The sequence below is a fragment of the Streptococcus sp. 'group B' genome (assembly GCF_002073795.1).
In the GTDB taxonomy this organism is placed as follows: domain Bacteria; phylum Bacillota; class Bacilli; order Lactobacillales; family Streptococcaceae; genus Streptococcus; species Streptococcus agalactiae.
Window position 1 is genome coordinate 1305891 of sequence record NZ_CP020432.1, and the last position, 23021, is coordinate 1328911.

At 37.8% G+C, this 23021-nt stretch carries 22 protein-coding genes and 1 pseudogene; 5 read left to right on the forward strand and 18 right to left on the reverse strand.

Annotated features, from left to right (window positions below):
• Window positions 1-61 precede the first annotated feature (61 nt).
• The 6 genes and pseudogenes from A6J68_RS06925 to A6J68_RS06950 form a co-directional block, all read right to left on the reverse strand.
• Complete coding sequence (locus tag A6J68_RS06925; RefSeq protein WP_001164949.1) at window positions 62-2062, reverse strand: KUP/HAK/KT family potassium transporter; 2001 nt, start codon at window positions 2060-2062, stop codon at window positions 62-64.
• 134 nt (window positions 2063-2196) lie between these two features.
• Window positions 2197-2958 (reverse strand): annotated as a pseudogene (locus tag A6J68_RS06930) (SDR family NAD(P)-dependent oxidoreductase).
• Between the two features lie 61 nt (window positions 2959-3019).
• Window positions 3020-4012 (reverse strand): phosphate acetyltransferase, encoded by a 993-nt coding sequence (gene pta / locus A6J68_RS06935; RefSeq protein WP_001257098.1) that lies wholly within the window; start codon window positions 4010-4012, stop codon window positions 3020-3022.
• A gap of 25 nt (window positions 4013-4037) precedes the next feature.
• Window positions 4038-4922, reverse strand: a complete 885-nt coding sequence (locus tag A6J68_RS06940; RefSeq protein ID WP_000667471.1) for an RluA family pseudouridine synthase — start codon at window positions 4920-4922, stop codon at window positions 4038-4040.
• Entirely contained in the window at window positions 4919-5755 is an 837-nt protein-coding gene (locus tag A6J68_RS06945; RefSeq protein WP_000192910.1) for an NAD kinase, read from the reverse strand. The genes A6J68_RS06940 and A6J68_RS06945 overlap by 4 nt, the downstream gene beginning before the upstream one ends.
• A complete protein-coding gene (locus tag A6J68_RS06950) occupies window positions 5730-6401 on the reverse strand; it encodes a GTP pyrophosphokinase family protein (RefSeq protein ID WP_000061344.1) in 672 nt (223 codons plus the stop codon). The genes A6J68_RS06945 and A6J68_RS06950 overlap by 26 nt, the downstream gene beginning before the upstream one ends.
• A 109-nt stretch (window positions 6402-6510) precedes the next feature.
• Between A6J68_RS06950 and A6J68_RS06955 the strand changes: the two genes are divergently transcribed.
• The 5 genes from A6J68_RS06955 (at window position 6511) to A6J68_RS06975 (ending at window position 10495) form a co-directional block, all read left to right on the forward strand.
• Window positions 6511-7083: a CYTH domain-containing protein gene (locus tag A6J68_RS06955; protein ID WP_000149079.1), complete on the forward strand. Its 573-nt coding sequence runs from the start codon at window positions 6511-6513 to the stop codon at window positions 7081-7083.
• A gap of 176 nt (window positions 7084-7259) precedes the next feature.
• Window positions 7260-8234 (forward strand): ribose-phosphate diphosphokinase, encoded by a 975-nt coding sequence (locus A6J68_RS06960; protein WP_000840698.1) that lies wholly within the window; start codon window positions 7260-7262, stop codon window positions 8232-8234.
• 3 nt (window positions 8235-8237) lie between these two features.
• Window positions 8238-9353, forward strand: a complete 1116-nt coding sequence (locus A6J68_RS06965; RefSeq protein WP_000639603.1) for a cysteine desulfurase family protein — start codon at window positions 8238-8240, stop codon at window positions 9351-9353.
• A 1-nt stretch (window position 9354) separates the two neighbouring features.
• The gene (locus tag A6J68_RS06970) at window positions 9355-9702 is read left to right on the forward strand and encodes a DUF1831 domain-containing protein (protein ID WP_000863502.1); all 348 of its coding nucleotides are present in this window, start codon (window positions 9355-9357) and stop codon (window positions 9700-9702) included.
• Window positions 9703-9856: 154 nt separating this feature from the next.
• Window positions 9857-10495 carry a redox-sensing transcriptional repressor Rex gene (locus tag A6J68_RS06975; protein WP_000605176.1) on the forward strand — a complete coding sequence of 213 codons (639 nt, stop codon included), beginning with the start codon at window positions 9857-9859 and terminating at the stop codon, window positions 10493-10495.
• 12 nt (window positions 10496-10507) lie between these two features.
• On the opposite strand, the gene radC is transcribed toward A6J68_RS06975, so the two are convergent.
• The 12 genes from radC to A6J68_RS07030 form a co-directional block, all read right to left on the reverse strand.
• Window positions 10508-11188, reverse strand: a complete 681-nt coding sequence (radC, locus tag A6J68_RS06980; RefSeq protein ID WP_000274752.1) for a RadC family protein — start codon at window positions 11186-11188, stop codon at window positions 10508-10510.
• A 95-nt stretch (window positions 11189-11283) separates the two neighbouring features.
• Window positions 11284-12417 (reverse strand): AI-2E family transporter, encoded by a 1134-nt coding sequence (locus A6J68_RS06985; protein WP_000667240.1) that lies wholly within the window; start codon window positions 12415-12417, stop codon window positions 11284-11286.
• A gap of 90 nt (window positions 12418-12507) precedes the next feature.
• Complete coding sequence (locus A6J68_RS06990) at window positions 12508-13947, reverse strand: 6-phospho-beta-glucosidase (RefSeq protein ID WP_000989484.1); 1440 nt, start codon at window positions 13945-13947, stop codon at window positions 12508-12510.
• A 159-nt stretch (window positions 13948-14106) separates the two neighbouring features.
• Window positions 14107-14721 carry an SGNH/GDSL hydrolase family protein gene (locus A6J68_RS06995; RefSeq protein ID WP_000895125.1) on the reverse strand — a complete coding sequence of 205 codons (615 nt, stop codon included), beginning with the start codon at window positions 14719-14721 and terminating at the stop codon, window positions 14107-14109.
• Window positions 14722-14821: 100 nt separating this feature from the next.
• Window positions 14822-15643, reverse strand: a complete 822-nt coding sequence (locus A6J68_RS07000) for a Cof-type HAD-IIB family hydrolase (protein ID WP_000593347.1) — start codon at window positions 15641-15643, stop codon at window positions 14822-14824.
• A 119-nt stretch (window positions 15644-15762) separates the two neighbouring features.
• Window positions 15763-17328: a recombinase family protein gene (locus A6J68_RS07005; RefSeq protein WP_017646703.1), complete on the reverse strand. Its 1566-nt coding sequence runs from the start codon at window positions 17326-17328 to the stop codon at window positions 15763-15765.
• A 2-nt stretch (window positions 17329-17330) separates the two neighbouring features.
• Window positions 17331-18539 (reverse strand): recombinase family protein, encoded by a 1209-nt coding sequence (locus A6J68_RS07010; RefSeq protein ID WP_017646702.1) that lies wholly within the window; start codon window positions 18537-18539, stop codon window positions 17331-17333.
• A 56-nt stretch (window positions 18540-18595) separates the two neighbouring features.
• On the reverse strand, window positions 18596-18757 hold the full coding sequence (locus tag A6J68_RS11510) for an SHOCT domain-containing protein (protein ID WP_017643178.1): 162 nt from the start codon (window positions 18755-18757) through the stop codon (window positions 18596-18598).
• The gene (locus tag A6J68_RS07015) at window positions 18754-19155 is read right to left on the reverse strand and encodes a DNA-directed RNA polymerase sigma-70 factor (RefSeq protein ID WP_017646701.1); all 402 of its coding nucleotides are present in this window, start codon (window positions 19153-19155) and stop codon (window positions 18754-18756) included. The genes A6J68_RS11510 and A6J68_RS07015 overlap by 4 nt, the downstream gene beginning before the upstream one ends.
• 109 nt (window positions 19156-19264) lie before the next feature.
• The gene (locus A6J68_RS07020; RefSeq protein WP_017646700.1) at window positions 19265-20734 is read right to left on the reverse strand and encodes an N-acetylmuramoyl-L-alanine amidase; all 1470 of its coding nucleotides are present in this window, start codon (window positions 20732-20734) and stop codon (window positions 19265-19267) included.
• Between the two features lies 1 nt (window position 20735).
• Complete coding sequence (locus A6J68_RS07025) at window positions 20736-21140, reverse strand: holin family protein (RefSeq protein WP_017646699.1); 405 nt, start codon at window positions 21138-21140, stop codon at window positions 20736-20738.
• Window positions 21141-21157: 17 nt separating this feature from the next.
• Window positions 21158-23014, reverse strand: coding sequence for a DUF859 family phage minor structural protein (locus A6J68_RS07030; protein WP_017646698.1), 1857 nt, complete (start codon window positions 23012-23014; stop codon window positions 21158-21160).
• Window positions 23015-23021: the final 7 nt, after the last annotated feature.

The window sequence follows — 23021 nt, forward strand, 5'->3', positions numbered from 1 at the left end:
CACTCTAAAAAGAAAACTAATAACTAAAAGGCACTGGTTTAATTCCAGCGCCTTTTATTAATCAATCTCCAGTTGTTGTAAGTTCAATTTTTTCTTTAATTGGTAGACCTCGATTAGCTGTAAAAATCAAAGGAACTACTTCTGTTGTAACTTCGGAAAATTGTAGACCAAACCATCGTATTGGTGTTGCTGTCCAATGCTTTACAGATGATTTCATTAGCATAACAAATCGTTCACCAGGTTTTAGGTTTTGACTGCTTGAAAAACGTTCATCAAGGACAATAAACCTAAAATCTCCTACTTTACTATCAGGTCTAACGCTGTATGTCTTTCCTTGTTTAGGCAGACGTCCACTTTCAAGTAATTCTTCTACAATCGTACGAAGATAGCGTGACACAGTCTGACGCATCTTAAATCCAAGGTAAAGTTCTACCTTCACAATGAAGTCGGTTCCCATCATGTCAACTTTATACTCAGCTGTATAAGGTTCATCAGTGACCTTAATGTTTACAAACCAATAAACTTGTGCTTTTTTAGGGCGCTTATCAAGGATAGAATACATGATAGACTTATCAATCATGTCTCCTTCCATACGATTTGTCAAATAAACAACGTTAGTATGATAAATCGGATAACGATGATCATGTCTAAGTTTATCTAATTGTCCGATGTAATCTTTTAAATCCAACAACTTAACATAACGCGAAACAATTTTACTACCTTTATACCAGATAGTCATGATGAATATAATTGCTACTGCTATAATAACAACAACATAGCCTCCATGCATAAATTTAACAGCTGAAGCAAGGAAGAAGATTCCCTCTAAAATACCAAAGAAAATCATCATCAATAAGACTAAACCTCTTTTTACTCCTTTTTGAATTAAAAAGAAAGACAGTAAAATAGTTGTCATTAGCATCGTAATTGTTATCGCTAATCCATATGCTGCTTCCATGTGCGCTGAAGTCTTAAAAAGCAAAACAATAGAGGTTGTAATGGCAAATAAGAACCAATTAATAACAGGTATGTAGGTTTGACCAATATTGTCACCAGGATAAGTTGAACGAAATTGTGGGAATATTTTTAGTCGCATAGCTTCAGAAACTAAGGTAAATGATCCAGAAATCAGTGCCTGTGAAGCGATGATAGCTGCCAAAGTAGCTAAAATAACGACATGCATTGTAAATTGCGAAGGAATACTAGCAAAAAAGGGATTCAATTCATTTCCTGCGTTCTTATTAGCTAAAATCCATGCCCCTTGCCCACAATAAGAAAGTATAATGGCAACCTTAACGAACGGCCATGAAACATGTATATTTCCACGCCCAACATGACCTAAGTCAGAGTATAGTGCTTCTGCTCCCGTTGTCGCCAGGAAAATAGATCCTAAAATAAAAATACCTTTATGATTCTCTGGACTAAATAACAATTTCAAACCGTAGTATGGATTAATTGCTTTGAAAACTTCTGGATGGGCAAAACTATTAAGGAGACCGCTAATACCTAAAAAGGCAAACCATATAAACATAATTGGCCCAAATAATTTCCCAATAACACCCGTTCCAAACCTTTGGATGGCAAAAAGTAACAGTAAAATAAACAAGGTCGCAAAAATAACATTACTCTGATTCTGGAAAATATGCTGCAAACTAGGAACTACTTTTAATCCTTCAACGGCTGAAGTTACGGTTACAGCTGGCGTCAAAGCTCCATCTGACAACAAGGTTGCACCTCCAATAACAGCCGGAACAATTAACCAAGGTGTCATTTTTCTAACAAGGGTATATAAAGAAAAAATACCACCTTCGTGGTGATTATCCGCCTTTAAAGCTACAAGCACATACTTGATAGTTGTAATAAGTGTCAAGGTCCATATGATTAAAGATATAGAACCTAAGATAAACGATTCTGTGACACTAGAAATACCACCTTGGTTTTCAACCAATGATTGCATCGTATAGAGTGGGCTTGTACCAATATCTCCATAAACAATGCCTAAAGCAATAATAAATCCTGCTTTTGATGCTTTATCAAAAGAAGAATGATTGACATGTTGCATTTCTGCCAACCCTCCGATTAAATAATATTAGTCAAAAAAATGGCTGAACTCATTATAGCAGATTAAGTTAAAAAAACAACACTTATCTATAAAAAGACCAGAAATTATTAAAGCGTTTCCTGGTCTTTACTATTTTAATCACGATAAACAGGTTGAGGTCCATAAGTTTGACTGACTGGCATTATTTCTATGCGATTAATATTAATGTGTTCTGGTTGGCTAGCAACCCATGACACGGTATTAGCAATATCCTCTGCTTGAATTGCATGCGCACCTTCATAAAGTTTTTCAACTCTTTTATGATCTCCTTTGAAACGTACAGTTGAAAATTCTGTCCCTTCACATAAACCGGGTTCTAGGTTAGTAACTCTGATTTTAGTTCCAGCTAAATCGGCACGCAAGTTGAGAGCAAATTGTTTTACAAAAGCTTTTGATGCGCCATAGACATTAGCTCCTGGATAAGGAATTGTTCCTGCAGTTGATCCCAAATTGATAATTAACCCTCTATTAACTTCTACCATTTTCGGTAAAATGCATCGTGTCAAGTAAATTAATCCTACAACGTTAGTATTAATCATAGTCATCCAATCTTCAAAATCAGCTTCATATGATTTATCCAATCCAAGTGCTAAACCTGCATTATTAACCAACAAATCAATTGATTGCAAATTTTTAGGCAGACTTTCTAAAGCTTTGTCAACCGATTCTCTACTTGTAATATCCATTTAAAGTGGATAAAAGTAACCCTCTGAAAACTTTTCTCCAAGGCATTTTAATTTATCCATTCGACGAGCACAACCAATAACGCTATAACCATCTGAAACTAATTTAGTAACAACAGCTGCACCAAAACCAGCAGATGCCCCCGTCACAAGCGCAACTTTACGTGATATCATAAATACTCCTCCTCTAGTATATAGAAAAACGAGCTAGGAAAAATCCTTCTCGTTTTATAACTTATTTTGATTTCTCATCAATAGCTTGAGCAGCTGTAATGATAGCAAGTTTGTAAATATCTTCAGCACTTGATCCACGTGATAAATCATTTACTGGAGCATTCAATCCTTGTAAGATCGGTCCGATTGCTTCAAACATACCCAAACGTTGTGCAATTTTATAGCCAATATTTCCTGATTGAAGGTCTGGGAAAATAAAAACATTTGCTTTTCCAGCAACATCACTATTAGGAGCTTTAATTTCTGCAGTTTCCGGAACAAAAGCTGCATCAAATTGTAATTCTCCATCAACAGCTAATTCGGGAGATAAATCTTTGGCAATTTTAGCTGCTTCTTGAACTTTTTCAGCTTGAGGCGCTTTTGCACTTCCTTTTGTTGAAAAACTAAGCATAGCAATCTTGGGATTAATATCAAATATTTTGGCTGTATCCGCAGTATTTACTGCAATTTCTGCTAGCTCTTGTGCATTAGGATCAATGTTAATAGCACAGTCAGCAAAAATATAACGTTCTTGTGTATTTTCACGGTTCATCAAGAATACACCTGAAGTGCGTGAAATTCCTGGTTTTGTTTTAATAATTTGAAGAGCAGGACGTACAGTATCAGCTGTTGAATGAATGGCCCCTGATACCATACCATCTGCCAAACCAAGTTTTACTAACATAACCCCAAAATAGTTAACATCCTTCAAAAGACGATCTGCATCTTCCATAGTAGCTTTGCCTTTACGAATCTCAACAAAAGCTTCTTTCATCTCTTCAAATTTTTCGTATTGTTCAGGGTCAATAACGCTATAATCTTGATCAACAAAACCAAGTCTTGCCAAAGAATCGTGAACTTCGTCAGCCTTACCTAAAATAACAGGATCCACAAGACCTTCAAATTTCAAACGAGCTGCTGCACGTAATACACGTTCATCGCTTCCCTCAGGGAAAACAATCTTAACATAATCACTTGCAACTTTTTCTCTTAAACCACCAAATAAGGAACGCATATATATAAAACCTTCTATTTCTAAATTAATGTAATTCCATGATAACGCTGTCAAAGTCATCTGTCAAGTCTAGCGTCTGTTTATTTATTTTTCCCATAAAAGGGTCGTAAAAAGACAAAGAATGACAATGCAATGCTTGCCTGTTTATTCCTAGATCCATACGTCCTCCGTACAAATCATCTCCCAAAAGAGGAAAGCCGATATGAGCAAAGTGAACTCTAATTTGATGAGTACGCCCTGTATGTAATTTGATATCCACTAATCTAACATCACCATAACGAGCAACTACTTGATAACTAGTATGTGCATATTTGCCTGATTCATGGACTCGCCTCGTAATAATACTATCAACATCTCGTGCAATAGGAGCTATAATATCACCACTATCTGCTAAATCACCACTCCCTGATACTAATGCATAATACCTTTTTTCAATTGCTTTAGCCTGAAGTTGTTTATCTAGACGAGCATGGGCATAACCATGCTTGGCGAATAACATTAATCCACTTGTATCTCGATCCAACCGGGTCACAATATGGACCTGCTGATTGGCATAGTTATTAGACACATAATAGTGTTTTATAAAATTAGCAATTGTATTTGAATGAATAGAGCTAGGAATACTAGCGAAACCAAAAGGTTTATTTAAAATCAAAAAATGATCATCCTCATAAACAATATCTAAATCGTGAGGTACTGGTTCCAAAGTTTCGTGAGAAGGCTCGTCAGGAATATCTATCGTAACAACATCGCCAATCTCTAATAAGAAAATAGCGTTCTGCTCTTCACCATTGACAAAAATCTTACCACCTCTGTACTTAATCTTTGCTAATAACCCCCTTGAAACATCATGACTTTTCAAAAGTGTTTTAACTTTGCACCTTTCTTCTGCTATGTATTCAAATTTCAATGTTCAGGTTCTCCGATAAAAGCATCGTTAACACGTTCCCAAAAGCTAGTGTGACTTGGAGTTGAAACAAAGTTAATACTTTTTTCGTCAATACTATATTCTATTTTGGTAACATTTTTGTAATGGACCGTTTTGTTATCTATAGAAATTGTATAGACACCAACTCGTTTAGGAACTATCTCTATAGCATCTTTTTTGGGGATGATAACCGATGACCCCAAGGTACGATAGACGCGATTATTAAGACTAGAAATTTCTGTTAGTTGCAAGGCTTCTATCGTTGGGTGGAGTACTGCCCCCCCTAGTGATTTATTGTAAGCAGTACTACCGGTTGGTGTAGAAACTAAAATGCCATCTCCCCTAAACCTTTCAAATACCACTTGATTAATAACAACATCCGCTACCATTGTTTTTTCAATACGCTTAATAGTAGACTCATTTAAAGCACGCGCACGAATAACTCGACCATCTTCAAGGGTAATAGTTACTTTCAAAATAGGATAGGAGATTTGTTCACCTTTATCATTTTTCAAATTATTAATTAATGTGTCAACTTCAAAATCTCGATAGTCTGTATAAAACCCTAAATGTCCTGTATGAACACCGACAAACCTTACTTTATCCAGTTGTTTTTCGTACATATGGAAGGCTGACAAAAGCATACCATCTCCACCAATAGAAATGACAATATCAGGATCCTTTTTTGATAAATAAAAATCAGGATCATGTTTAAAAGCAGCAAAGAGCTTTGAGGCTACACGCTTGCTTTGATATTTTCCGTTAGCAATTATAGCAACACGTGTTGCTCTATCTGTAAAATTCATCTGTGTCATCACTATTTCCTACACCATCGCTCAATTTTCGATTTAAAGGATCAAATAAAAGCTGTGCTTCACGAATATCTTCGCGAATCTTACGCATTTCTTCATCCAATTCTAAAGCGATTTTTGCTGTTTTCTCCAGTCTTTGTTTAATTTCTTCAGGGAAGTCCCCCTGATACTTGTAATTTAATGAATGTTCGATGGTTGCCCAAAAATTCATAGCCAGAGTTCTAATTTGTATTTCTGCTAAAACTTTCTTTTGTCCATCTATTGTGTCTACAGGATACTCTACAACGACATGATATGAACGATATCCACTAGATTTCATATGGGTAATATAGTCTCGCTCCTGAACCACTGTCATGTCATGACGTTTTCTCAACAAGGCAAGGACTTCATCAACGTCATCTACAAATTGTACCATGATACGAAGACCTGCAATATCTTGCAAGTCCTGAGCAAGATTTTCTTCTGAAATACCACGTAAAACCATCTTTTCTTGAATACTTTCAACCGACTTTACGCGTCCAGTAACAAATTCTATTGGAGAGTGACGATTTTGCTTTCTAAATTGTTTACGAATACCACGAAGCTTTATTTTTAATTCACCAACCGTTTGAATATAAGGGTCTAGAAATGTTTCCCAATCCATTGACATTCTAATCCTCCAAAATATTTAATGTACTCTCTTGTAAAATAAACTTTTTTTCTATAAAATTAACACAACAATTAATATTATACCATATTTAGGAAAAGGAAGTGATAAGATGACACACCTAGAAATTGAATACAAAACTCTATTGAATAAAGACGAATTTAATCGTCTAACAAGCTTATTTTCTCATGTTCAACCTATTACTCAAACCAATTACTATTTTGACACAGAAACATTTGAAATGAAAGCACACCGAATGTCACTTCGCATTAGAACGTTACCTAACCGTGCCGAACTAACACTAAAAATCCCTAGAGAAGTAGGAAATTTAGAGCACAATCATGACCTTACTTTAGAAGAAGCTAAATATATCGTTAAAAATGGCCAGTTCCCTGAAGATACTGAGATTGCTTCTTTAATCCTTGAAAAGGGAGTTGATCCAACCAAATTAGCTGTCTTTGGACAACTTACAACAACAAGACGAGAGATGGAAACTTCAATCGGCTTAATGGCTCTAGACAGCAATATATATGCTGATATTAAAGATTATGAACTTGAGTTAGAAGTCAAACAACCTAAACAAGGGAAAAGAGATTTCGACCAGTTTTTAAAAGAAAATAATATTAATTTTAAATACGCCAAAAGTAAGGTGGCTAGATTCTCTGCTACTTTAAAAAATAACTAACGTTGAGAGATTGGATTTTCCAATCTCTTTTATAATTCTCATTTAAGCAAGAACTTAAAATCTCATACTATCTCTCCTCAACATTGTTATTGCAAGCATTTTCATGTTTCTTATCGTGAATTTTTTCTATTTTTTTGGTAAACTATTAGTATCAATCTAAAGGAGTCATCTATCTCATGGCAGAACAATACGCCGATAAACAAATCAAACTTTTCTCATTAACCGCTAATAGAGAAATTGCTGAAAAAATTTCCCAAGCTTCAGGAATTCCTTTGGGTAAGATGTCATCACGTCAATTCTCTGATGGCGAAATTATGATTAATATTGAGGAAACGGTGCGCGGTGACGATATCTATATCATCCAATCTACAAGCTTCCCAGTCAATGATAATCTCTGGGAATTACTCATTATGATTGACGCTTGCAAACGTGCAAGTGCTAATACTGTTAACATCGTAGTCCCTTATTTTGGATACTCTCGTCAGGACCGCATCGCTGCATCTCGTGAACCTATTACTGCAAAATTGGTCGCTAATATGTTAGTTAAAGCTGGAGTTGATCGAGTTCTTACCCTCGACTTACATGCAGTGCAAGTACAAGGGTTCTTCGATATCCCAGTTGACAATCTTTTTACTGTCCCACTATTTGCTGAACACTATAATCAACTCGGTCTCTCTGGTGAAGATGTCGTCGTTGTTAGTCCTAAAAATTCTGGAATCAAGCGTGCTCGTAGTTTGGCAGAATACCTTGACTCTCCAATTGCTATCATTGATTATGCACAAGATGATTCTGAACGTGAAGAAGGCTATATTATTGGTGAGGTAGAAGGTAAGAAAGCTATTATTATTGATGATATTTTAAATACAGGAAAAACCTTTGCCGAAGCTGCAAAAATTTTAGAACGTGGTGGAGCAACTGAGATTTATGCTGTTGCTAGTCATGGGCTTTTTGCTGGCGGCGCAGCTGATATTTTAGAGTCTGCACCAATTAGAGAAATTATCGTAACAGACTCTGTTTTATCTAAAGAGCGTATTCCTAGCAATATTAAATATCTGACCGCTAGCCATCTCATTGCAGACGCTATTATCCGTATCCATGAAAGAAAACCTTTAAGTCCATTATTTTCATATCGTTCAGATAAGAAGGATTAATTGATGATTTATTTAGACAATGCTGCTACTACCGCTCTAACCCCATCTGTTATTGAGAAAATGACCAATGTCATGACAAGTAACTATGGTAATCCATCTAGTATACATACCTTTGGGCGTCAAGCAAATCAACTTTTACGTGAATGTCGACAAATTATTGCTGAATATCTAAATGTTAATTCACGTGAAATTATTTTCACTTCTGGGGGAACTGAGAGCAACAATACAGCTATCAAAGGGTATGCTCTTGCAAATCAGCTAAAAGGTAAACATATTATTACCTCTGAAATTGAACATCATTCAGTCCTACATACTATGACTTACTTATCAGAGCGATTTGGTTTTGATATTACTTACTTAAAACCAAACCATGGACAAATTACTGCAAAAGACGTTCAAGAAGCTTTACGAGATGATACTATTATGGTATCTCTCATGTTTGCTAATAATGAAACCGGGGACTTTTTACCAATTCAAGAGATTGGTCAGCTTCTCAGGAACCACCAAGCTGTTTTTCACGTTGATGCCGTTCAAGTCTTTAGCAAAATGGAACTTGATCCTCATTCTTTAGGAATTGACTTTTTAGCTGCTTCTGCCCATAAATTTCACGGTCCAAAAGGTGTTGGGATACTTTACTGTGCTCCCCATCACTTTGATAGTCTACTTCATGGTGGAGACCAAGAGGAAAAAAGGCGTGCTTCAACTGAAAATATAATTGGTATTGCTGGAATGTCTCAAGCTCTTACTGATGCTACGACTAACACCCTTAAAAATTGGACTCACATTAGTCAGCTGAGAACGACCTTTTTAGATGCTATTTCAGACCTTGACTTCTATCTTAATAACGGTCAAGACTGCTTACCTCATGTACTTAATATAGGTTTTCCTAGACAGAATAATGGCTTGTTATTGACACAGTTAGATTTAGCTGGATTCGCAGTTTCAACAGGTTCTGCATGTACTGCAGGAACAGTCGAACCTAGTCATGTCTTAACAAGCTTGTATGGAGCCAACTCACCACGTCTAAATGAATCAATACGTATTAGTTTTTCAGAACTAAATACCCAAGAAGAAATTCTTGAATTAGCTAAAACCTTAAGAAAAATTATAGGAGATTAATATGGCATTTGAAAAAGAAATAAATCTTCCAGACTGCAATTACATTTACACTATCAGCCCGAACATTAAAAAATATACCTTACGCGATACTACATTCACTCAAAATCGCTTAGGTAATTATGAATTAGAGCGTCTCCTAGAAACAGTACCTAATTCTGGCGATGGCTTTCCTCTAAAGATTACAATCAATAAAGAACTTTCTGGTTTTAAGCTCTTAATTACTGATAAATCTGGCCTTAGAATAGTAAATATCTTTAAATCTACCGATCATAAAATTCTTCAAGACAAATTTTATTTCTTAATGGACAGCCTCGTTGAGCGTAATATCTTTACGAAAACTGCAAAATAATTTACCGACCACTATTTTTAACATTTTAGTGGTCTTTTTGCGAACCATTTTGTTGTCACTTTCACAATCTTTTTGTACAATAGAGATGTGAAGAATTAAGTTATATAACTGATTCTAAATCGAATAATAAAATTTTTAACAAGGAGATAATTTTGTGATTATGGATAAGTCTATTCCTAAAGCAACTGCTAAACGTTTATCACTGTACTACCGTATTTTTAAACGTTTTAATACTGATGGCATCGAAAAAGCTAGTTCCAAACAAATTGCAGATGCCCTAGGTATCGATTCTGCTACTGTTCGACGTGATTTTTCTTATTTTGGTGAACTAGGACGCCGTGGTTTTGGTTATGATGTCAAAAAACTTATGAACTTCTTTGCAGAAATATTGAACGATCATTCTACAACAAATGTTATGCTGGTGGGGTGTGGAAATATCGGTAGAGCTCTCTTGCATTATCGTTTCCACGATCGCAATAAAATGCAAATTTCAATGGCTTTTGATTTAGATAGCAATGATTTAGTTGGTAAAACAACCGAGGATGGAATTCCTGTCTACGGTATTTCGACTATCAATGACCATTTAATAGATAGTGATATTGAAACTGCTATCCTAACAGTACCTAGTACAGAAGCCCAAGAAGTTGCTGACATCTTAGTCAAAGCAGGTATAAAAGGCATCTTGAGTTTTTCTCCAGTTCATTTAACATTACCAAAAGATATCATTGTTCAGTATGTAGATTTAACAAGCGAATTACAAACTTTACTTTATTTCATGAACCAGCAGCGATAAATAGTTCATTATTTATAAAATATCTGCTTCTTCTCGAAAACTATAATATTTATTTTTTCCAACGATGATGTGATCTAGGCAGACAATTCCCAGATGATCACATGATCGTTTTATTTTTTTAGTGAAACTTAAATCACTTTCACTGGGATTTGGAGAACCTGAGGGATGATTATGTATAATAATCAAAGAAGTTGCCATGTTTTTACAAGCATAATGTAGAATTTCTCTTGGCTCTGCTACTGAACGACGTACAGTACCAATAAAAATAGTTCTCTGTTCGATAATACGATTTTGTGTATCCATATAAATAGCTACTAAATGTTCTTGTTTTTTATCCCCTAATTCGAGCATCATTTTCCTCGCTAATTGTTCACTACTTAAAATTTGCTCTTTACGATCATATTCAGCTTTGTGAATCCGTTTTGCTAGTTCTAGCATAGCTTTTATTTCGACGGATTTAACCTGACCGATTCCTTTAATGGATTGCAACTCCTGTAAGGATAATTGACCAAAATCTGCTAAACTGCTTATGTTTTCTAAAATTTGCGTTGAAATTTCAAGAACAGGTTTTTCTTTAATACCTGTACGTAAGAGAATGGCTAATAACTCCTGATTACTCAATCTATCTGCGCCTAAATCAACTAGGCGTTCTCTTGGTAGTAAAGCTTCCTTTTTTAATTCAATATGGTACATAAAACACCTCCAGTCATAATATTCGTAAACTAATCAAAAACTCATGTTTTAAATCAATAAAAAATACTTAGATGAAAAATCTAAGTATTTTTTATTTAACGATAGGTTCGTGCACGATTTCTAAGCGTTTGTCGCTTGATAATATGATCTTTTACAATCTGATAGATAGTAGCTGCAACAGGAACAGCAAGTAACATGCCTAAGATCCCCCATAAAGCACCTCCGATAGTAATAGCCATTAAAACCCACATAGAAGGCAGTCCAATCGATCCACCGACAACTTTCGGATAAATGACATTTCCCTCAAATTGTTGTAAAAGGATCAAGAAAAGAACAAACAAGAATGCTTCAGTAAGCGATTCAGTAGCAATTAAGATGAAACCGATTGTAACACCAATGTAGGCTCCCACAACCGGTATTAGAGCTGTAAAAGCAACTAAAACCCCAACTGTTAAAGCATAAGGAAATTGGAAGATCAACATACCAATAACCGTCAAACTTCCTAAAATCATAGCTTCTAAAGTTTGGCTTACAAAAAAACCATGGAAACGTTGATGAAGGATATGACGAACGTAATGGAATGTTTTGCCTGTTGAACCTAAATAGGTATCAATTAACAAATTAAATTGACGTCCCAACTGCTCCTTGTTTGCCAAAACGTAAATTGAAAAAATAAAACTAACAAAAACATTCAGAAGTGTTGCCGCAATAGAGGAAACTGAGGTTAGTAAATTTGTTAAAACAGATAAAACTTGCTTCAAAATCTGCTGGCTATAACCACTTAAAGTAGAAACTAAGTCTTTATCTGTTCCCATATAATTTAAAGCCTCAGAAATTTGTTTATTTTCATTGAGATTATTAACCAATTTAGCAAGTGCTCCGGTATCAATAACCAATAAAGAACTCAAACTAGAAATCAAATCTGGAATGACAATTGAAAATAGCCAGACAATTAAACCAATAAAAGTTGCATAGGATAAAATCATAGAAACACTACGCTTGATTGCCATTAATAGTCTAGATCCTTTAAAAAGCTTTATATATAATCGCTCATAGACTGACATTACAATATTAATAATATAGGCAATTCCAGCTCCCATCAAAAAAGGAAATATTGCCTTATGAAGCGTAGTTAAAATATTAGAAACAGCTCCCCAATAAGCCTGTATAGCATAGCAAATAGCAAATGTTATGACAACATAATAGACCTGCCGTTTTTCAAATTTCATGAAATCTCCTTATTAATCTTAATTTCTTTCAATTATTATACACTATTTTATGAATGAGAAAAAGAGAGTTAACAGTTATTAGTCTGCTCTTTATTCTATTTGACTGCCATTACTTGCAATAACCTTCTTGTACCAATAAAACGATTTTTTCTTGTAACGCTTGAGTGTTCCCTCTCCTTTATTATTGCGATCAACATAAATGAAACCATAGCGTTTTTCCATTTCACCAGTTCCTGCAGATACTAAATCAATACATCCCCATGTAGTATAGCCAATTAGATTAACACCATCTACATATATAGCATCTCTCATTGCAGCAATGTGCTGACGGAGGTAATCAATACGATAATCATCTTCTACGTAACCATTCTCATCAGGAATATCTACTGCTCCAAGTCCATTTTCAACAATAAACATCGGTTTTTGATAACGATCCCAGATAGCATTTAAGGTAATGCGTAATCCAAGCGGATCAATTTGCCATCCCCATTCAGAAGATTTCAAGTAAGGATTCTTAAGAGATGCGAAAATATTTTCTTGAACCTGTTCACTGACAGTTGGATTACCTGAAGCTACTCGGCTTGAATAGTAAGAAAATGAAATAAAATCAACCGTATAGTCTCTTAACAAAGCAAGATCTTCTGCTGTCATTTGAATTGAAATACCTAAATGCTCAAAATATTTTTTAGCATAATTAGGGTATTTGCCACGCGCTTGCACATCAATAAAAAAATAATTTTCTCTATTTTTTTGCATCGAAGCCCAATAATCTTGTGGATGACACGTATTTGGATAGTATTGACCTGCAGCTAACATACATCCGATTTGACTATTTGGATCAACTTCATGAGCAATTTTTACTGCAATAGCCGAAGCCACTAACTCATGGTGAGCTGCTTGATATTTAATTTGCTCTTGATTTTCACCATCTTCAAAATATAAGCCAGCGCCCATAAAAGGAGCGTGTAAAATCATATTGATTTCGTTAAAGGTCAACCAATATTTAACTAACCCCTTAAAACGAGTAAATAAAGCTCGTACAAGGCGCTCATAAAAACCAATCATTTTATGGCTCCGCCACCCACCGTAATGTTTAATAAGGTAGATAGGACAGTCAAAATGTGTGATGGTTACCAAAGGTTCAATACCATACTTACGACACTCTTTAAAAATATTTTCATAAAACCGAAGACCAGCTTCATTTGGATATAGCTCATCACCCTTTGGAAAAATACGCGTCCATGCTATTGACATACGATAGGTTTTGAAACCCATTTCTGCAAGTAATGCAAGGTCTTCTTTATAATGGTGATAAAAATCTATTGATTCTTTTGCTGGATAAAAGTATCCTTCCTCAAAATCAAACATTTTCTTTTGTCCTGAAATAATTGCAAATCGATCTTCTCCAGTAGGAACAACATCTACATTTGCTAGGCCACGTCCATCAACATTGTAAGCTCCTTCACATTGATTGGCAGCAGTTGCCCCGCCCCATAAAAAACCTTTTGGAAATACTTGTTTTACCATCATTTACCCCTCTTGTTTTTTCTTATCATAATATTAAAAAAGACCAGTTACTGACATTGATTCGCCAAATACTGGTACTATCCGTGACATGAACTTTCTACTTAGAAGGTCTTTTCACTAATTCTGTGTATTTAAATACTTAAAAATAGTATCTAAACACTTTTAAAGGTGGAGTTTTATCGTTTCAGAAATTTTAGCATAGGCTTGATCTGTTAGGTGCAAACCATCTTTTGTAAAACTGCTAGCAAGCTGACCTTTTTCGTCAACTAATAAATCATACAATTCAATATAATTAATGCCAGAAATTACTGATAAGGTTTTGTTTAAAGCTTTTATTGCTTGATTATTTCTTACCTTGACACGCTCTATATAGTCATCTTCTTCACTAACAGGTAAAACACTCAGTATATTAATCTCTGTCATATAAGATTCCGCACGAATTTCTGCAATTATATCCGTGATATTAGCTATGATTTCTGACTGTGAATGCCCTAAACCAATATCATTTGTTCCAATTAAAATAAATACTTTGGATGGTAATAGTTCCCATACTTGGGTTCTCAAGTTTTCTAAAAGCCAATAAGAATCTGATCCTGCTACTCCTCTATTAACTAAAGGATAGTCACGTCCTAAATGTTTTTTTAAAGGAAAAAACTCAACGATAGAATCTCCTGTGAAAACAATGGCACCTTCTTGTACTGTCTGATTGTTAATCTCAAAAAACTGTTCTCGTTTCATTTGATAATCTCTTAAAGCTTTGTCAATAACTTCTAACATCGTTCTCCTTCATTCTTAAATATTTCTCTAGGCTTTCTTGTATTATAACAAAATTTCACCTGAGAATTGAATAGTATGCTTCGTGAAAAGCTACGTGGTTCTATTCATTATCACTCATCTTGTGAAGAAAGTTCTCTATCGTTTCTAACACACCATCTTGATCGTTACTAACTGTTTGATATTTAGCAATAGCTTTAATTTCTTCTGGCGCATTTGACATAGCGTAAGAAATATTTGCTGCTCTCAACATTTCCACATCATTGCCCCCATCACCAAAAACCATCACTTGATCCTGTTTCAATCCCCACTTTTCAAGGAGAATAGCGATACCATCCGCTTTATTGACATCAGCTGGTAAGACATCGATACAACCAAAACCACTAGAGGTCAATCTGATATGATGATTTTTAAAGTGTTCACTAATATCTAACAACATCTCAGAAACAAGATTTTCATTTACCCAAAGTGTCATTTGAAAATATCGGTCATCATCTAAGGGCAGCAAATGGTCTTTATAGATAAAATTAGGCATATAGTATTCTAATTCAGTCCGCCTATTAATAGGAGTTCTTCGCTCAAGGTATGAACGTTTTTCACCAGATAAGCTGATGAGTGTCTCAGGATAGTTCTGATATAAATAGGATAAAACAGCTGCAACTGTATCATTAGATAAATAAGTTTCTTTTAGTAATGTGCCATCTTGGTCAATGACACGACCACCATTTTCAGCGACGTAGGCGATACGATTAGGGTATTCCAAAAAGTTTAACAACAATTGATCGTATAAATTACCACTAGCAGCTACAAATTTAATATCATACTTCTCCATCAACGTTAATAAAGAAGAAAACCGTGCTTTATCATAAGTTTTATCTGAGCGTAGAAAAGTTCCATCCATATCTGTTGCTATCAATTTAATCATACAATCTAACCATTTCCCTTTCAAGGGGGTGCAAAACCCAAGTGGATTGTGCAACTCACATTCTACTACAACTTCTCTCATTATACCATAGAAACCTCAAAATTGACACGCCTAATCTGCTATAAATCAATCCGTAAGCCATTTTTAAAGGTTAGGAAAATTTTCTTGTCTTCTTTGATATCCAATCGCTCAACGCTGGTCTGCCAGAGTTCTTGGTTGAAGTCTGTGATGAGGTCATCCTGCTCTTTAAAATTTTGGATAAAACCATCAAGACTGAGCTGCTTACTTTTCTGCTCTTCCAAGACTGACCTAGTTTCCTGCAACTCTTTCTGTTTTTCTTGATAGGCTGTTACCAAGGTATTGTACTGTTCTTGGTAGAGGTCTTGATTCTGAGCTTTCCTTGCATTCCTATCGACCAAGTCCTCGATGTCTTGTCGTATGGTTTCAAGATGATGCTCCAAGTCATCAAGCCTAGCTTCAAGTGACGAAGTGTCTTTTGCCATGTCAATCAAGAGTTCCGTATTAGCGATAATCTCATCTCGGTTACTGAGGAGTTGATTGATAGCTGATAGGAACCAACCTTTAATCTCTTCCTCCGTCACATGAGGTGTCTGACATTTATGCTCACCCTTGTACTTGGCATTGCACTGGTAGATAGTGCGTTTGTACTTGCTGGTAGAGTGCCACACCTTACTGCCAAAAGCTGACCCACAATCACCGCAGAATAGTCGTCCTGTGAAAATGTTGCTGGTTTGCCGTTTCCTTTCCAGCTTATCCAATTCAACCTGAACCAAATCAAAGACTTCACGTTTGATAATGGCTTCATGGTTGTTCTCCACATAATACTGTGGAAGTTCCCCTTCATTGAGTTTAGTGCTTTTTGTCAAGAAGTCCGTTGTAAAACTTTTCTGAAGGAGGGCATCCCCTTTGTATTTTTCATTCCGAAGCATACGCTTGACCGTGCCATAGCTCCACTGCCTTTTCCCTTGTGGCGTTGGAATCCCTTGGGCAGTCAACTCTCTTGCAATTTTGTTGGGGTTGTTTCCCAATAAAACTTGATGAAAAATATACCTAACGATTTTAGCTTCTTCGTGGTCAATTTCAAAACCACCCGTGTCACTTTTCTTGAAGCCTAGAACTTGGCTGTAGGAAAAGGTCACTTGCCCTTCAGCCAACTGGCGTCGTCTACCCCAAGTCACGTTTTCTGAAATGGAACGGCTCTCTTCTTGGGCAAGACTCGACATGATGGTAATCAGAAGCTCCCCTTTGGAATCAAAGGTCCAAATGTTCTCCTTTTCAAAATAGATTTCAACGCCTGCTTCCTTGAGCTTGCGAACCGTTGAGAGGGAGTCTACCGTGTTTCTGGCAAATCTACTGACTGACTTGGTTAAAATAAGGTCTATCTTTCCGTCAAGGGCATCTTCCACCATTTCTTGAAAGCCAAGTCTCTTTTTGGTGTTTGTTCCAGAAATCCCTTCATCGGAATACATCTTGACAAATTCCCAATCCGAGCGACTGTTGATGTAGTCTGTGTAGTATGTCATCTGTGCTTCATAAGAAGTTGTTTGGTCTTCATGGTCAGTTGACACCCTGGCATAGCCTGCCACTCGTCGTTTGGTAAATCTGGGAAGTTCAACCTTATGGGTGACTTGTTTGGCTGGTTCTATCGTGATAACTTTTTTCATGTCTACCGTCCTTTCTGAATGATGACGTGTTTTTCTTCTCCATTTCTATAGATCGCTTTAGCTTCATTGGTCACGCTATTAAAAGAAATATGGTGAATGTCTTCTGTATTTATGCTCTCACCAAAAGCTTGAAAGAGCTGTTCTTCTGTAACGGTACGTCCTAAACAAGTCTCAACACCTTTGGCATCTCTTGTCCTGCAATAATACCTCACTCGCTTTTCCTGATTAAATTTGGTCTCCAAAGTCAGAACCATGTCTAAACCGCAGTGCTCACAATACACTTTGCCTTGTAACTTTGCTAGGGCATCATGCTTTGAGACTCTCCTCCTAGCACGACGCTTTTTCTCTTGATTGACCAGTTGGAAATACTCCGGTGTCACAATAGCTTCATGGGCATTCTCAACGATATACTTCGCCATCTGCCCATCATTTAGAATGGAGCGACTGCCAAATTGATCTCGAAAGGTCTTCTGTAAAATCAGTCGTCCACAGTAGGCTTCTTGATCAAACATGTTATAGATGACTCGTTTAGTGAAGCGATTCCCTAGCCTTGTTCGCTCACCCCTATCATCAAGCCTTTTAGCTATTTTAGGGGCTGAAAGTCCTTCCATATACCATTCGAAGACCTGCCTGACAATAGAGGCTTCATGGGGTTCAATCACATACTCGTCGCCATTCCACCGATAGCCAAAGATGTCTTGAGGAATATAAGGTTTCCCTTCTTCAAAGCGTTTCTTCACTCGCCATCTGATGTTTTGACTGATAGACTGTGATTCTTCTTGAGCCATGGAGGCAAGCAGGGTTAAAAGCAACTCCCCTTCAGCGGTTAGGGTGTCAATCTTCTCCTTTTCAAAGCGAACACTGATACCAAGTCGCTTCAGCTCACGAACAGTTTCCAAAAGCTCCACCGTATTTCGCCCAAAGCGTGAAATAGACTTGGTTAAGATAAGGTCAATCTTACCCTTACGACAATCTTCAAGTAACTGTTGAAAGTCTCGTCTATAAGCTTGACTGCGACCACTAATGGCTGAATCGCTGTAAACTCCCACATAGTCCCATTCAGGATTTGCCTGTATCAATTGGCTGTAGTGGCTGACTTGATTGGATAAGGACTGGAGTAAACTCGTATGCGAAACCCTAGTGTATGCGGCCACCTTTAACCTTTTAATGGCAGTTACCTTCTGGGCTTGTATCGTTTTGATTTGTTTCATTGATACATCTCCTTTCGCTATTATATATCACTCTAAAGCCCTTATTTATCAAGTCTTTAGGCCACTAATTGGCTCATAAAAGGCTCATATTTTTCGAGCATTTTTGCCTTAAATTCTTGGAAGATGGCTTCAGAAATCAGACCCTGGGACAGGAGCTGCTTTGCCTGTGCCATAGTCAGTTGGTAGGTAAGTTCTTGTTGAAAGTCTTGTTCTGTCATTTCTTGTCTCCAAATCTAGCAGTCACATAGCACTTACGACTACAATATTTTCTCTTAGGATTAGCGTAGGAGGTAAACTCACCCCCACAAGCCAAACAGACATGCTCGGTATAGGCCTGTCGATTGACTTCCTCCAAATGGCTGTTCCACCATGTTTGACGGCAGGGTGTTCCACAAAAGCGTTTCTTTTTCTTACCGTCTATATGCGTCAAAACACGACCACAAGCATGACAATAATCTGGTAAAAGCTCATCTGTTTTCTCACCAGCCTCAATCACCTCACGACGACAAAATGACTTTATGGTGTTAGACGATAGACTGAGCTTTACGCCAATGGCTTTATAACCAAGTCCATGTTCTCGTAAATAACGAATAGCTGCTTTTTGTTCTGGGGTCATGACTTTCCTCCTTCTACCTACTAGGGGAAGATGGTGAGGATTTAGTCCAACTTTTGAAGAAAAAAAGCAAAAAGAAAAAGCCTAATGTCTCCACCAGGCTTAAAATCTTTTATCCTAATCTGAACCAACCGATAACTTTTCCAAGTTTGACGGTGCCAGTCGCATCATAAAGTGAGCCATCTGCCATCCAGACACGCTTCACTCGACGGGTAATACCGCCACCACCAATTTCCAGTTGGTCATTGATACCGTTCTTGTTGTGGTCAGAGTAGCCATCGACATTCTGCTCAACCCCATCAATGCTTGTACCATCTGAATCTGTGATACAAATGCCGATGTGACCATAAGGATGACTGTCTGTCTTAATAACATAGAAGTCACCAGCTTTAGGGTTAACGCCCCAAGCGTCCTTAATGACTGTAAAGCCGTTAGCTTTCGCCTTGGTTAAACAATCGATGGCATTGGTGTATGCCATGTCCTTGTCGGTCAACTCCTGCACAATCTTATCCACCAGACTGACGCATTGTCCACCATAAGGGTTGGTAGGAACAGTCACTTTCTGACCAACTTTAGACAGTGCTGAAGCAACCGCGCGTTGGGCAAGACTTGTTGCTACTGCTTTGATGGAACTCGTCGCCTTATGGACTTTCAAGGTTTGACCAATCTTTAAGACATCGGTTTTCTTCAAACCATTCAAGGCTAAAAGACCATCAACCGTTGTCCCAGATTTTCGTGCAATTCGCCAATAGCTATCTCCCTTTTGAGCCGTATAGGTCTGTTCTGAATGACCAAGGCTGGTTCCTTCCACATCCTGTTCCAGTACCCAAGATGTAATCCCTTCAAGTAAGTAGGCTCTCTTACTACGAGATTGGTTTACGGCTTTGACTTGGAGGATTTTGTAGGTGCGACCTTTGACCCAACTTGCCATCGCTTGACCCGTTTGGTAATGAGTCGCATGACCAAGCACACGAACACTATCCCCAACGTGATAAACAGGGCTGGTAGAAGCATGGGGCTGTCCTCCTTGCTTACTGGGGGTGGCAGAGACAACTGTCTTCACCTCCTCTTGGGTAATAGCAGAGACGAGACCTTTGGCCAGTTCTTCCTTCTTATTTTCAAAGATAGTCATGTCCTCTTCGTTATCAATAAAGGCAATCTCCACCAAGCGGTAAGTGTACCCACGGTTCTTAGCTTCGTTGGCATTATAGAGCCAATCCACTTTCTTAATCCCACGGTTTTGGAAATGACGGCTAAGGACAGATAGAATAGCCAAATCCTCCTTATCAGCCGTCAAAGAAGATTGAATGAGGACTTCCGTTCCTCGTGCAGTGCCATTAAAGGCATTGAAATGAAGCTCGGTAACAGAGTCATAGCCCTTACCAAGGATTGCCAGTGACTTATAATCATAAACATTTTGGTCTGTGATATAATCGATGTTTTTGCCGCTGTACTTGGACATGAGTCTAGCCAACTCACGAACCTTTCCGGCTTCTGTGATGCCACGTTTACTATTCACTGCTCCTGGATCATAGGTAGTGCGTCCTTGCCCATGTCCACAAATCACTAGATGTTTTCCCATGTTAGTCTCCTTCTTTTTCGTTGAATTGTTTTAAGAGTGCTTGCAGTTTCTCAGGGATAGGTAAACCAATCCGCACCGCATTTTCCAAAATACTCAAGCCTTCATTACTCAAGTAAAAGAAAATCACCATGGTGCGAATCGCTCCACCCTGCTTGATGATTTCAGTATCAATGAGGTGTCCCACAGATACCAAAAAGAGAATGGCTATCTTTTTGAAGATACCCTTAAATCCAATATTGCTAGCAAGCCTTTTCTCAACTGCTGCTGCCATAAGACCTGTGATGTAATCGATGGCAATAAAAATCATCAAAGCGAAGAAAAAGCCATCAACTTCTCCAAAAATCGAACCGATAAGCCCTCCAATCGCTGAGAAGAGAACTTTGTTTGTTGCCAGTAATTCTTTCATAATGACACTTTCCTTTCTTATGCTGTCCTACGCCAACGGTAAACCGTGACGTAAGGTTGTAAGTTGTTGTGTGGCTTGTTGCCACCAGTATTTCCTGTGTTATTCCCTTGAGGGTAAAGACTAGAGTTCCCATCTGAAGAGTAGTCTCGTCGAATAGCCTGATTGCCATTATTGGCAGATACATACTGAGCGTGCGAGTGAGACGGCATTTCATCAACCGTCAAGGTATGTGTTTTACTACCGCCTGATTTATTAACGCTCTTAAACTCACTTTCATTCTCAGATACGCCAACTAAGACCCTGCCATTGCCAAACCTCTCCCAAGTCCCACCCATAATGGTAGCTGGACTGGTACTTGACGTCGACTCGTAAATCACACCGACTGGGTAAAAGATATCAAGAAGTTTCTTATTCTTCATATAAATCTCACCGTCAAAATAAGCAGGTAAACTCCCATCCACATCAAGTACCCCTCTTGTCCACGCTTTGCCTATCCCCATACCAGATGGACTTAAGCCGTAGACGACCTTCTCTGGACCAACGGTAAATTCAAAGGTCGTGGCATAAAAGAGGTCTGCGAGCTTTCCAATAATGTTGTAGGATTTTGTCGTATCGTAGGTGCCCCCTAAAATAGCTTGGAAATCCGTCTTTGTGTGTTCCGTGGTTGACGTCCAGTTGGCCGCACCACCAGCGTTTGTGACCTTCTGGCCACTTGCCAAATCAACCACTTCCCATGTCAAGGTTGCCTTATTCTTTTGAACACTATTGATGGTTAGAGGGGCAATCTTAAGCTTTCGTGTGACCGTCACCTGATTCATACTAGAACCGGCACGAACTGCTGAAAATGAAAAGATAGGTTTGAAATACTCTAATAGGGTTATCTCCACTTCTTTTCGAGCACTTTGTCGCCCTCTCGAATCAGTCACATAGGCAGAGACCTTAGCGCGACCAATCCAGTTGATACCTCCCAAAAGACCGTTATTACTCGTTACCACATTAGGCAGTTGAACCCACTGATTATTCTCAAATTTAAAGACCTCTGCACGATAACCCGTTGAAGGAATGATCGATCCGTAAACACCCGCTCCTTGATTAAAAGTCACTTTAGGGTTAGACACTAACTGGGCAAAACTTGTACTAGTTAAAATCGTTTTTGCAGTGGCATGGGATTCTGAAACAGAAATACTACCCAAGGTTGGAACAACTGACGTCGGTAGGTTGAGGGTAATGGGAATTGTCATAGAACCTATTGTCTTATCACCATAGATAGTAGCTAGCGTTAAATGACCGTTACCTGAGGTGTTATTTGGAATTTGAGTTGCTAATTGCGATATTGATGGCGTCCAAGTTACAGAGGTCGCAATGCCTGTTCCAATGGTGCCACTTAGAGATCCAAAATGCCATGTGATATTATGGGTAAAATCACTACTAGCGCGCTTAATCGTAATGGTTACGACTTTCCCCATCATATTCCCAGAAACTGTAGCACTCGATGACCGTGGAATATCACTTAAACGTAGCGTTTGTGAACCTGTATTCAAGGTGCCAGGCGACCAGCCACCAGACCCAGTGAAGGTCGCTGAAAAACTGATGGTTTTTGACCCATTCGAATCATGTGACACAGTGATGGTCTTATCAATCAAGTGAAGAGAACTATGAGCAGTATACATATCTGGTCGCCCTGACCAAGAAAGCGTCTGGCCATTGATAGACACACTTGCCCTACAGTCATACATCCCAAAGGTCGTATAACCATTCTTTAGCCAAAGTTGGACTCGGACAGTAGATGTATTATTAGCCGTTGAAGTTCCTGTTTCTTCCACTCGTAAAAGTAGGGTATAGCCCCTATCATTATTTGAACCATAATCTGCCATAGGATCT

Coding starts and splice junctions, on each gene's coding strand:
- A6J68_RS06925 (WP_001164949.1), bottom strand. CDS start 2,062: ATGCAACATGTCAATCATTCTTCTTTTGATAAAGCATCAAAAGCAGGA.
- pta (WP_001257098.1), bottom strand. CDS start 4,012: ATGCGTTCCTTATTTGGTGGTTTAAGAGAAAAAGTTGCAAGTGATTAT.
- A6J68_RS06945 (WP_000192910.1), bottom strand. CDS start 5,755: ATGACACAGATGAATTTTACAGATAGAGCAACACGTGTTGCTATAATT.
- A6J68_RS06950 (WP_000061344.1), bottom strand. CDS start 6,401: ATGTCAATGGATTGGGAAACATTTCTAGACCCTTATATTCAAACGGTT.
- A6J68_RS06955 (WP_000149079.1), top strand. CDS start 6,511: ATGACACACCTAGAAATTGAATACAAAACTCTATTGAATAAAGACGAA.
- A6J68_RS06960 (WP_000840698.1), top strand. CDS start 7,260: ATGGCAGAACAATACGCCGATAAACAAATCAAACTTTTCTCATTAACC.
- A6J68_RS06965 (WP_000639603.1), top strand. CDS start 8,238: ATGATTTATTTAGACAATGCTGCTACTACCGCTCTAACCCCATCTGTT.
- A6J68_RS06970 (WP_000863502.1), top strand. CDS start 9,355: ATGGCATTTGAAAAAGAAATAAATCTTCCAGACTGCAATTACATTTAC.
- radC (WP_000274752.1), bottom strand. CDS start 11,188: ATGTACCATATTGAATTAAAAAAGGAAGCTTTACTACCAAGAGAACGC.
- A6J68_RS06985 (WP_000667240.1), bottom strand. CDS start 12,417: ATGAAATTTGAAAAACGGCAGGTCTATTATGTTGTCATAACATTTGCT.
- A6J68_RS06990 (WP_000989484.1), bottom strand. CDS start 13,947: ATGATGGTAAAACAAGTATTTCCAAAAGGTTTTTTATGGGGCGGGGCA.
- A6J68_RS06995 (WP_000895125.1), bottom strand. CDS start 14,721: ATGTTAGAAGTTATTGACAAAGCTTTAAGAGATTATCAAATGAAACGA.
- A6J68_RS07000 (WP_000593347.1), bottom strand. CDS start 15,643: ATGATTAAATTGATAGCAACAGATATGGATGGAACTTTTCTACGCTCA.
- A6J68_RS07005 (WP_017646703.1), bottom strand. CDS start 17,328: ATGAAAAAAGTTATCACGATAGAACCAGCCAAACAAGTCACCCATAAG.
- A6J68_RS07010 (WP_017646702.1), bottom strand. CDS start 18,539: ATGAAACAAATCAAAACGATACAAGCCCAGAAGGTAACTGCCATTAAA.
- A6J68_RS11510 (WP_017643178.1), bottom strand. CDS start 18,757: ATGACAGAACAAGACTTTCAACAAGAACTTACCTACCAACTGACTATG.
- A6J68_RS07015 (WP_017646701.1), bottom strand. CDS start 19,155: ATGACCCCAGAACAAAAAGCAGCTATTCGTTATTTACGAGAACATGGA.
- A6J68_RS07020 (WP_017646700.1), bottom strand. CDS start 20,734: ATGGGAAAACATCTAGTGATTTGTGGACATGGGCAAGGACGCACTACC.
- A6J68_RS07025 (WP_017646699.1), bottom strand. CDS start 21,140: ATGAAAGAATTACTGGCAACAAACAAAGTTCTCTTCTCAGCGATTGGA.
- A6J68_RS07030 (WP_017646698.1), bottom strand. CDS start 23,014: ATGGCAGATTATGGTTCAAATAATGATAGGGGCTATACCCTACTTTTA.